We start from the raw sequence: 11,406 nt of genomic DNA, 5'->3' as shown, positions 1-11,406 counted from the left end.
CTCAGGAGACCTCCGGTAGGACTGCGGCGGCCGAACGTGCGAGGGACTCGGCGACGTCGGGGATCGCCCGGGTGGCGAACAATTCGTCGAAACTCGGTAGCCGACCGAGTCGTTCATGATTGCGGCGGTCCTGGTGGAGAATCCAGCCATAGGTACCGGGGGCATCCATCGAGCGCACATTGCGGCGTTCGAGTGCCGCCTTGTAGTCGTCGACGCGTTTGGCGGAGATGAGCGCGGCGATCTGCTCGGAGTCGTACTGCGCCAGAATGTCTCGCACATAGCGGGACACCCGGGCGATGAGATCGTGATCCTCGGTCAGGATCAGATTGCGGACCGCACGCGCGAGGAACTCCTCACTCGCCGAACCCGTTGCCGCCCTGGTGCTTCGGTGGTTCAGACGCGCGCCGGCCACCTCGCGGGCGAGTTCGTACACCGTGAAAGCGCCCAGCAGCCGGTACATGTCGGCGTCGTCGGTGTGGCCGTACTCGGGCACCACACCCTCGGCGACGGGCGTCCCCGACCGCAGATCGGCCTTGAGGGACCGGATCTGGTCGAGTGCCATCGCGCCGGCGAGCTCATCGCGCAGCGCTCGCGGACTCAGCGTCGTCATGAGGGTATCGGCATCCTGATGGGCCAGTAGAGCTCGAGGCAGCGCATAACTCACGTAATGGCGTTCGGTCTCCCAGTTCTCGAGCAGCCGCGTGGCCAACGCCGAGTCGGTGGCCTCGGCGTGCATCTGCAGCAGGGTGAACGCGGCGTGGTGATGCATCGGGGCGAGTGGATCGTCGACGCCGGTGATCGCGCCAACGATCACCGAGTCGTTGCTGATCCGTTCGGCGAGTTCGCATCCGGGATCGTACTGATAGAGAAAGCCGCCGCTCATCCCGTTGCCCAGGCCGTTGCCGTAGCCGCCGAGGTTGAACACGGCACCGCCGGTCATGTACTCACAACCGAATTCGCCGAGCCCTTCCACCACGGCCGTGGCCCCGGAGTTGCGGACCGCGAAGCGATCTCCGGCCTCACCCTCGACGAACAGGCGTCCGCCGGTGGCTCCGAAAAGGGCGAAATTGCCGATGAGAACGTTGCCCCCGAGTGCGGGGGAGCCGCCACCGGGAGACCGCACCACGACGGTGCCGCCACACATCGACTTGCCCACCCCGTCGTTGCAGGTTCCGCGGTGCTCCAGTCGCATTCCGTCGTTACAGAAGGCGGCGTAGGACAGGCCGGCCGAACCGGAGGTGGCGATGACCACGGTGTCGGCGTCGAGATGGCGTCGCCCGCGATCATCGCGGATCGCGGCGGCCACCTCGGAACCGGTCCCGTGATTGAGCCGCCGCTCGATGTCGACGGCGAGTTGTGCACCGACACTTCGGTTGCGGTTGGTCAGCACCACCGGTGTGGTGTGGACCCCGTCGCGGGCCTCGTCGACGAGCGCGCGCCAGACCTGCTCGCCGAGCGTGTCGTCGACGCGGTAATCCCGTTCGAGATACACCGGATCGGTGATCTCGGGTGCCTCGATCCGCGCGAGCAGCGCTTGCGGGCGCAGATCGGTGACGAGTGCGGGATGATCGATCAGCCGCAGCAGATCGGTGCGTCCCCGGGCGGCGCGCAGATCCGGCAACCCGAGGTCGGCAAGGAGTTCGCGGACCTCGTGGGCGACATTGAGCAGATACTGCGCCATCGCCCGTGGATCGCCGTCGAACACCTCCGGATTGGTGGTGAGCCCGGCCGGGCACTTGATGTTGCAGTTCTTGGCCATCACGCAACCGATCATCATCAGTGCGGCGGTACCGAATTCGAAGCTGTCGGCACCGAGCAGGGCCGAGACGAGTACATCGCGTCCGGTCTGGTGGGCACCGGAGGTCCGCAGCACCACCTTCTGGCGCAGCCCGTGCACCGACAACGCCTGATGGACCTCGGCGAGCCCGATCTCGGCGGCTCGGCCCGCATACCGCAGGCTCGTCACCGACGCCGCGCCGGTTCCGCCGGTGTTGCCCGCCACGTTGATGACGTCGGCGCCGGCCTTGGCGACACCGACCGCGATGGTGCCGATGCCCTCGGAACTGACGAGCTTGACGATCACCCGTACCCGTGCGGCCTTGCAGTCGTGGATGAGCTGGGCGAGATCCTCGATGGAGTAGGTGTCGTGGTGCGGAGGTGGGCTGACGAGTTCGACGCCGGGCGTACCGCCGCGGGCGGCGGCGATCTCCACGGTCACCTTGGGTGCGGGGAGTTGGCCGCCCTCGCCGGGTTTGGCTCCCTGACCGATCTTGATCTCGAGTTCGGTGAGCATCGGGTCGGCGAGGTAACCGGCCCAGATCCCGAATCGTCCGGAGGCGAACTGCTTGATCCGCGAGGCGCGCAACGTCCCGTAACGCGAGAGATGTTCGCCGCCCTCACCACAATTGGACAGGCCGCCGACCATGTTGGTGCCGTGGGCCACCGCCTCATGGGCGGGTGCGACGAGTGCGCCGTGACTCATTGCGCCGGAGGCGAAGGTCGCCGTGATCTCATGTGCGGGTTGCACGTCGGTGAGCGCGATCGGTGGGGTGTCGGCTACCAGCTCCAGGATGTCGCGCAACGCGCTCGGGCGGCGGGCCCGCGTGGTCGCCAGATCGGCGACGAAGCCGCGATAGGCGTCGGTGACGGTGAACCGATCGATCTCGGCGGGACTCAATGCCGCAAAGCTGCTGTCCTCGTAGACCTCGTCACCCAGACCGAACGCGTCGGTGAGGGTGGCCAGGGTGAGCAGGCGGACCGTGTCACCGAGCCCCTCGGCCTCGGCCTTCGTCGATTCGTCTCGCGCCGAGGAGAAATGGATCTTCTCGTCGACGAGGGCGCCGTATCCGCGGACGGCCGCGGCGCCGAACGAGTGTCCGGCCCCCTCGGCGCGTTCCTTGAACAGGCCGAGCAGGGGTAGGTCGGTGTCGGCAGCCGGTACCGGGGCGTTCATCGCCGCGCTGTGTGCGGCCCCGAGGGCCTCGACGATCGGCTGTAGCCCCACGCCGCCGACGGGTGCCCGCAGATTCGGGAACCAGTGGTGCAGATCCTGCTCGGCGGTGTCGAGGAAGGCCGGTTCGAAGAACTCACCGCCGATATAGCTTTCGACCGTGCAGAGCCCGACCCGGCCCATGGTCTTGCACAGCGATTTCTCGGCGGCGGCGCGCCACCGGGTGAACCCCTCCTCGTCGGGTGCCCGCCGGGCCACCGTGTGTGGATGCACCGCGGCGGCACCGAAACCGAGGATCGCGGCGAGATGATGCGACGATTCGACCTGGCCGGTGTCGACGACGAGCGAGATCCGCAGGCGCATGCCGGCGGAGATGAGTTGCTGATTGACCGCCGACACCGCGAAGATCATCGGCAGCGCCGCCCGTTGGGGACCGATCCCGCGGTCGCTGAGGACAGCGATACCGCCGGTGGCCGAGGCGAACTCGACGATTCGAGCGCCGAGACGGTCGATCGATTCGATGAGGTGGATGCGATCGGCGTCGGCGTCGACACCCCGCTGGAATGTCGCATCGAAGACCTGCACGGGTGATTCCGACTGTGCCATCAGCACTCCGAGGTCGCCGGCGGTGAGAATCGGTGTGCCGAGCACGATCTGGCGTCCTTGGGACCGGTCCGGCTCCGCGTTGATGTCCGGGCGCCGGCCGAGTGCGACCCGCAGGGTCATGCCGTCGGCCTCCCGGATGGAGTCCAGTGGCGGATTGGTCACTTGCGCAAAGCGCTGCGAAAAGAACCGGGACACATTGGGTTCAACGTTGGTCAGCGGATTGATGGCGTTGCCGAAGCCCATCGCGGAGACCCGCTCGACGCCGTCGGTGAGCATGGGGTCGGTGAAGTACCGGAAACTCTCCTGATCGAGGTAGTAGGCGCGGTAGCGCTGATGGTCGCTGAGATCGTGCTCGGCCGCGGTGGACACAAAGCTGTTCGACGAGAACTCACCCGAGGTGTGCGCTGCGGCGAGATCGGCGAGATCGACCTTGGCCGCGCGCACCAACGCTGGGTAATCTTTTGCCGCGGAAAGCTTTTCGTAGGCGTCGGCGGTGGTGTAGACGCGATGCTCGCGATGGTCGTAGTAGATCATCCCGCCCGCGGAGACGCGGCCGCGGGCGATCACGGTCTCGGGATCGAAGTCGACCTGCCCGGCTTCGGAGAAGGCGCACAGGTAATCGGTGGTCTCGACGGTGCGCAGCGGCCGCAAGCCGAGGCGGTCCAGTCGTGCGCCGATGATCGTGCCATCACCGAAGACGACGGCCGCGGGTCCGTCGTTCTTCTCCTCGTAGAGCGAGAAGTACTCGAACATCGCCCGGACACGCTCCGACAGCGTCGGATCGTTCTCCCATGCCGGCGGCATCATCGACACGATTGCCGTCACCAGGTCGGTTTGGTCGTTGATCACCCGCGCGGCAACGGTCTGGTCGAGGCGGCTGGAATCGGACTGGCCGGGTGGACGCACGATGGGCCGTCGGGCAGCCGCGGCAGCGGTGACCTGGGCGATGCGGTTCTTCTTGTCGGTGTTGAGTTCGCCGTTGTGCGCGAGGAACCGGAACGGCTGCGCCATCGTGGGGTGCGGGTCGGTGTTGGTGGAGAAGCGTGTGTGGAAGAACAGTGTGTGCACGCGATGATCGGGGTCGGCGAGGTCGAGGAAGTAGTCGATGACCTCGGGGGAGGACAGTCGCCCTTTGAGGACCTGGGTGCGTGCCGACAGCGAGAGCGGATAGAGCCCGGCAAGCGCGGGTGCCGTGTAGCCGATCGCCTCGATGTGCAGCAGTGCCTGCTGGACGAGACGGTCGAGGTCCACCGGCTCGGGGCATGGTTGCGGTGCCACAAAGATCCACTGGCGGATCGGGAGCTGGAAGTCGACGGCGGCCTCGCGGAGCGCCGTGTTGTCGACCGGTACGTCGCGCACACACAACACGGTGAATCCGCGGTCGGCCATTGTGCGCTCGATCAGGCGGGTGGCCTTGGCGGCCGACTCCTCGGTGGTTGGCAAGAAGAAGTTGCCGACGCAGAACTGGCCGAGGCGCAGGTCGGGGCGGCCGGTGAGTTTGCGGAAGAACCGCTGCGACAGGTCGATGCAGATACCGCCGCCGTCGCCGACGCCCAGTGCGGACATGCCGCCGCGGTGGGGTACCGAACACAGTGCGGCACGCGCCTTCTCGATCACGCTGTGCTTCTGGACGCCGTCCTTGCGGGTGATGAAGCCCACCCCACAACTGCTCTTCTCGTCGCTGGGGTCGACCAGCAGTTGCTGGTGACCGTGCCGATCGGCCTGCATTCGTCTCCTCGTGTGCCCGGGTGTCCACTCGATGTGCCGGCCTCGGCGGTGACGTCCGAGTGGCCGGTCGGCGATGTCCGCTGCGACGATGAAGCGAACATCAGAGGCACTATAACTTAGCCAAGCCTTACCAATATGAGCGTGCCCTAAATATGCGATCGTGGCGGGAATGGACGCGGGGGTTGCTCTGTTGAGCTCGATGAACCCTTCGGTGGGTCACGTCATCACCGGTCACCGACGATTTCGGTCCGGTGCGGTACGCGTGGCATACTGATCGGTCGAGTCCGGTTCCGGTTCACACCGACGATCCGCGTCGGTGACCCGGCGACCACGAGAAAGGGACACCAGAGATGAAGCAGGGAATCCATCCCGATTACCACGCGACCACCGTCGTGTGCGGCTGCGGCAACACGTTCGAGACCCGCAGCACCGCTGCCAACGGTCGCATCAACGTGGAAGTCTGCTCGCAGTGCCACCCGTTCTACACGGGCAAGCAGAAGATCCTCGATACCGGCGGTCGCGTCGCGAAGTTCGAGGCTCGCTACGGCAAGCGCAAGAAGGCCGACGCCGCCAAGTAGATCCGTCGACGACGCCCGCTCGGTTCAGCCAGAACCGGCCGGGCGTCGTTTGTCTTTGCACGGCCCGTGGCGGTGATCGCTGAGCCAAAGGCACTGCGCCGCGCCGCGATGCAGGAGGAAGAGCGAGGAGCGCAGCGACGACGTGATGAGGACGAAGAGCGGTGACTGAAGGCGCGAGTGCACGCACAGGCGGAGCCGATGCCAATGGTGCTAGCGGAGCGACAAGGCGATGACGACGAAGAGCGGTGCAGTAGGGCGCGAACACCGCACCGGCGGAGCCGGTGCCAAAGGTACTGCGCCGCGCCGCGATGCAGGACGAAGAGCGAGGAGCGCAGCGACGACGTGATGAGGACGAAGAGCGGTGAGTAAAGGCGCAGGTGCACGCGCGGACGGAGTCCGCGCCAAAGGAACCGCCATCGACGACATTCTCGCCGAGCATGCGGGTTTGGAGACCCAGCTCGCCGATCCGTCGTTGCATGACGATCCGGCGACGGCGCGTCGTGTGGGTAAGCGGTTTGCCGAGTTGGCGCCGATCATGGCGACGCATGCCCGGTTGCAGTCCGCGCGTGACGATCTCGCGGCCGCACGGGAACTCGCCGCCGATGATGCTGCGTTTGCCGAGGAGATCCCGGCGCTCGAGGAGACGGTGGCTGAACTCGATGCGACGCTGACCGATCTACTGGCCCCGCGTGACCCGCACGATGCCGACGACGTGGTGCTCGAGATCAAATCCGGTGCGGGCGGCGAGGAGTCGGCGTTGTTTGCCGCCGATCTGGCACGCATGTACCTGAAGTACTGCGAGCGGCACGGGTGGAAGGCCGAAATGCTGGGTATCACCGAGTCCGATCTCGGCGGCTACAAGGAAGCCACGATGTCGATTCGCTCGCGTGAGGTGTCGCGGGACGGGGTGTGGTCGCGATTGAAGTTCGAGGGCGGTGTGCACCGCGTGCAGCGGGTGCCGGTCACCGAGTCGCAGGGGCGCATTCACACGTCGGCGGCCGGGGTGCTCATCTATCCGGAACCGGACGAGGTGGAGCAGGTCGCGATCGACGAGTCGGATCTGCGGATCGACGTGTATCGCTCGTCGGGTAAGGGTGGGCAGGGCGTCAACACCACCGACTCGGCGGTGCGCATCACCCACCTTCCGACCGGGATTGTGGTGACCTGCCAGAACGAGCGTTCGCAGCTGCAGAACAAGACGCGTGCCATGCAGGTCCTCGCCGCCCGTTTGCAGTCCGCGGCCGAGGAAGAGGCGCAGGCCGCGGCCGCCGAGGGGCGGGCGGCGCAGATCCGCACCGTCGATCGTTCCGAACGGATCCGTACCTACAACTTCCCGGAGAACCGGATCACCGATCACCGCATCGGCTACAAGGCGAGCAATCTCGATGCCGTGCTGAGCGGCGACATGGATGCTTTGCTCGATGCGCTCGTCGCGGCTGACCGGCAGGCGCGTCTCGAGGCGCAGTGACCCGTTCGGGCCGGGACGCGATCGCTTCGGCGACCGCGCTTCTCGCGTCCGCGGGGGTTGATTCGCCGGCTGCTGACGCGCAGTGGCTGCTGGCCCATGTCCTCGGCGTCTCCCGGGGCCGGCTGTTGCTCGTGGACGACATCTCTGACGCGGTGGCCAAGGACTACGACGATCTCGTCGCCGCGCGCGGCCGTCGGATTCCGCTGCAGTATCTCACTGGGTCGGCGTCGTTCGGGCCGGTCGAGCTCGCTGTCGGGCCGGGGGTGTTCGTCCCGCGCCCGGAGACCGAGTTGCTCTACGCGTGGGCGCTCGAGGCGGCTGAGGGGGAGAGTCCCACGATCGTCGATCTCTGTAGCGGCAGTGGGGCGCTGGCGATCGCGCTGGCCGTGTCGCTGCCGGGGGCCCGGGTGTACGCCGTGGAGCGCTCACCGATCGCGGCACAGTGGTTGCGCCGCAACGTCGATGGAGCCGGGGTCGCCGACCGCGTCCACGTTCACCTCGGCGACGCAACCGATCCTGCCGCGGTGTCGGCGATGGTCGGCGGTCCGGTGGACCTGGTGGTGAGCAACCCTCCGTATGTCCCCACGGGCGTGCCGGTGTCGCAGGAGGTGCGGGCCGACCCGGCCGAAGCGGTGTTCGGTGGCGATGACGGTATGTCGGTGATCACCCCGATGGTCGGGGTGATCGCGCAGATCTTGCGGGCCGGTGGCCGGGTCGGGATCGAACACGATGACACGACGTCGGCGTCGGTGGTCGGGGTGTTGGCGGGATCGGGTGTCTTCGACGAGGTGCGTGAGCACGAGGATCTCGCCGGGCGTCCGAGGTTTGTCACGGCCCGTGCGAGGATGGACCGGTGAGCTCACTTTTCGACTGCGCCGATCCCGACCAGCGAGCCACCGGAATCCGGGCGGCGGTCGGTGCCGCCAAGTCCGGCCGGCTGATCGTCATGCCCACCGACACTCTGTACGGAATCGGTTGCGACGCATTTGATTCCGAGGCTGTTGCCGAGCTGTTGGCCGCCAAGGGTCGGGGCCGCGACATGCCTGTTCCGGTACTCGTCGGCTCCTGGCACACCGTCGACGGACTCGTTCTCGGTGTCAGCTCCGCGACGCGTGCGCTCGTGGAGGCATTCTGGCCGGGCGGGTTGTCGCTGGTGGTGCAGCAGGCGCCGTCACTGGCGTGGGATCTCGGCGATACCGACGGCACCGTGATGTTGCGTATGCCGCTGCATCCGGTGGCCATCGAGATCCTGCGTGAGGTCGGGCCGATGGCGGTGTCGAGCGCCAACGTCTCGGGCCAGTCGCCGTCGACGACCGCACAGGAGGCCCGTACTCAGCTCGGTGACTCGGTGTCGGTCTATCTCGACGGCGGGCCTTCTCCGAAAGCGCAGGCTTCGACGATTGTCGATCTGACCGGCCGGGCGCCTCGCATCCTTCGGCAGGGCGCGGTGAGCGCCGACGACATCGCCGAGGTCCTCGACGTCGACCCGGCGAGCCTGGTGCAGCAATGACGGGTCCGATCCGGTGATGGGTGCCGGCGACGATGCGATCGACGCCGAACTCGCCACGCTGATCGACCGCGAAACCCGGCGTCGCGCGCAGACATTGCAGTTGGTCGCGGGGGAGACGATCGCGAGTCCCGCGGTTCGCCGCATTCTCGCGACACCACTGGCCGACACCTATGCCGAGGGGTATCCGGGCGCGCGCTATCACGGCGGGTGCGAAGTGGTCGACGAGATCGAGGAACTGGCGATCGCCCGCGCCGCCTCGTTGTTCGGCGCCGGATATGTCAACGTGCAACCGGTATCGGGGACGGCGGCGGCGTCGGCGGCCTATGCGGCGTTCGCCCAGCCGGGCGACCCGGTGCTGTCACTGCGACTCGATCACGGGGGCCATCAGACGCACGGTTCGCGCGCGAACTTCTCCGGTCGGTGGTTCACCACCATCCGATACGCCGTCGGTGAGGCCGACGAACTCGTCGATTACGACCAGATCCGTGATCTCGCGCTACTGCACCGTCCGCGGTTGCTGGTCGCCGGGTCGGCGACCTATTCACGGCTGTTCGATTATCCGACTCTTCGGCAGATCGCCGACGAGGCCGAGTGCATCCTGTGGGTCGACGCCGCGCACCTGGGTGGTTTGGTGGCCGGTGGGGTGGCGCCGAGCCCGGTGCCCCACGCCGATGTCGTGACCATGGTCACCCACAAGGTGCTGCGTGGTCCGCGCGGTGGGCTGCTGCTGGGCGCCGACCGTCATCGTGCAGCGCTGCAGAAGGCGGTCTTCCCGTTCACCCAGGGCGCTCCGTCGATGCATGTGATCGCGGCCAAGGCCGCGACGTTCGCCGAGGCGGCCACGGCAGCCCATGCGCGGTACGCGACCGCGACCGTCGAGAACGCGAGGGCGCTCGCCGCCGCACTCACCGAGCGCGGGCTACGCATCGTCAGCGGCGGCACCGACACCCATCTCGCCGTCGTCGACGTCTCGACGACCGGGCTGAGCGGGGTGCAGGCCCAGCAGCGCCTGCACGGTGCCGGGATCGTCGTCGACAAGGCCGTGCTCCCGTTCGACCCGCGGCCGGTCGCCGAGGGTTCGGCCATTCGCATCGGCACCCCGATCGCGACCCTCGCCGGCGCAGATGGCGGCACGATGACGCAGATCGCCGACTGGATGGTCGCCGCATTGTCCGATCCGTCCCAACACGCTCGAATCCGCGGCTCGGTCGCCGAGTTGCTCGCCGGGTAGCCTGTTCGCGTGCCGGAACCCCTCTCGACCTTGCGCGCCACCGAGCGAGGTCATCGATGAGCGTGGCTGATCCCGGCGTGGCGCACACGTTCGCGGCACTGGCTGCGCCCGGGGTGGGCGAGGGGCTCGGTGTGCCGTTCCGCGAGCTGCTGCTCGTGGGATTGGGTGCGGCGGCCGTCACCTACCTGCTCACCTCGGCAGTGCGGGTCCTCGCGATCAAGATCGGAGCGGTGGCCGTGCCACGCGCACGGGACGTGCACGTCATCCCGACCCCGCGTCTCGGCGGCCTCGGGATGTTCGCCGGGATGGTCGCCGCGGTCGCGTTGGCCGCGAACCTACCCGCGCTCAACCGGGGTTTCGCCTACACCAATGACATCGGGGCGGTGATCTCGGCGGGCGCGGTGATCGTCATCGTCGGCGCGATCGACGACCGATGGGGTCTGGACGCGCTGACCAAGTTCGTCGGTCAGCTCACCGCCGCCGGGGTGATGGTGGTGATGGGGGTCAGCTGGATCCAGTTCCCGGTGCCCTTCGGTGACATCGGCACGGTGGTCCTCGACCCATTCCAGTCCGGGTTGCTGACCGTCGTGATCACCGTCGCCACCATCAACGCGGTGAACTTCGTCGACGGGCTCGATGGTCTGGCCGCCGGTCTGGGGTTCATCGCGGCGTCGGCGATCTGCCTGTTCTCGTTGGGACTGCTCCGTGACCAGGGCGGCGACGTCAGCTACTACCCGCCTGCGCTGATCTCGGTGGTTCTCGCCGGTGCCTGCCTGGGCTTCCTGCCGCACAACTTCTCGCCCGCGCGGATCTTCATGGGTGACTCCGGGGCCATGCTGATCGGGTTGATGCTCGCGGCCGCCTCGACCAGCGCCTCGGGTCGTATCGCGGTTTATGCCTACGGTCCGGCGGACGTGTTCACGTTGCTGTTGCCGCTGATCCTCGTCGCCGCGATCGTCTTCGTGCCGATGCTCGACATGCTGATGGCGATCGTTCGCCGTACCCGCGCCGGGGTCGGTTTCTACACGCCGGACAAGATGCATCTGCATCACCGGTTGCTCGAGCTCGGTCATTCGCAGCGACGGGTCGCCGTGATCATCTATCTGTGGGTTGCGATCCTGGCGTTCTCGGCGGCGGCGAGCACATTGTTTCCGATGGCGGTCGTCGCGCCGGCCTTCGCCGGAGGGCTGGTGCTGGCGATGCTGGTGACCATGGCCCCGCGCCTGTCCCGCCGGATCGCGCAGATGCGCACCGCGCACGCGGGACCGGTGGTCGGCGGGCGCGGCGGGCACTGAGGCGCACCTGTCCGTGGGGGCAGGTAACCCGATGGTAAAG

Annotated in this window: 7 protein-coding genes; 6 read left to right on the top strand and 1 reads right to left on the bottom strand. The window is 67.4% G+C overall.

Features of this window, described 5'->3' with window-relative positions:
- Position 1: 1 nt before the first annotated feature.
- A complete protein-coding gene (locus tag QNM97_RS14575) occupies positions 2-5,284 on the bottom strand; it encodes a glutamate synthase-related protein (RefSeq protein ID WP_283819137.1) in 5,283 nt (1,760 codons plus the stop codon).
- 350 nt (positions 5,285-5,634) lie between these two features.
- On the opposite strand from QNM97_RS14575, the gene rpmE reads away from it, so the two are divergent.
- The 6 genes from rpmE (at position 5,635) to QNM97_RS14545 (ending at position 11,366) form a co-directional block, all read left to right on the top strand.
- Positions 5,635-5,862, top strand: coding sequence for a 50S ribosomal protein L31 (rpmE, locus tag QNM97_RS14570; protein WP_006368533.1), 228 nt, complete (start codon positions 5,635-5,637; stop codon positions 5,860-5,862).
- Positions 5,863-6,223: 361 nt separating this feature from the next.
- The gene (gene prfA, locus QNM97_RS14565; RefSeq protein ID WP_283819136.1) at positions 6,224-7,330 is read left to right on the top strand and encodes a peptide chain release factor 1; all 1,107 of its coding nucleotides are present in this window, start codon (positions 6,224-6,226) and stop codon (positions 7,328-7,330) included.
- On the top strand, positions 7,327-8,187 hold the full coding sequence (prmC, locus tag QNM97_RS14560) for a peptide chain release factor N(5)-glutamine methyltransferase (protein ID WP_283819135.1): 861 nt from the start codon (positions 7,327-7,329) through the stop codon (positions 8,185-8,187). The genes prfA and prmC overlap by 4 nt, the downstream gene beginning before the upstream one ends.
- Positions 8,184-8,840 (top strand): L-threonylcarbamoyladenylate synthase, encoded by a 657-nt coding sequence (locus QNM97_RS14555; protein ID WP_283819134.1) that lies wholly within the window; start codon positions 8,184-8,186, stop codon positions 8,838-8,840. Before prmC ends, QNM97_RS14555 begins: the two co-directional genes overlap by 4 nt.
- A gap of 16 nt (positions 8,841-8,856) precedes the next feature.
- Positions 8,857-10,071 (top strand): serine hydroxymethyltransferase, encoded by a 1,215-nt coding sequence (gene glyA, locus QNM97_RS14550; RefSeq protein ID WP_283819133.1) that lies wholly within the window; start codon positions 8,857-8,859, stop codon positions 10,069-10,071.
- Positions 10,072-10,127: 56 nt separating this feature from the next.
- A complete protein-coding gene (locus QNM97_RS14545; RefSeq protein WP_244332855.1) occupies positions 10,128-11,366 on the top strand; it encodes an MraY family glycosyltransferase in 1,239 nt (412 codons plus the stop codon).
- Positions 11,367-11,406 lie beyond the last annotated feature (40 nt).

The organism is Gordonia sp. L191 (assembly GCF_030077625.1).
Classification (GTDB): Bacteria; Actinomycetota; Actinomycetes; order Mycobacteriales; family Mycobacteriaceae; genus Gordonia; species Gordonia polyisoprenivorans_A.
Note: the sequence above shows the minus strand (reverse complement) of the source record. Positions and strands in the feature narration are given on the sequence as shown.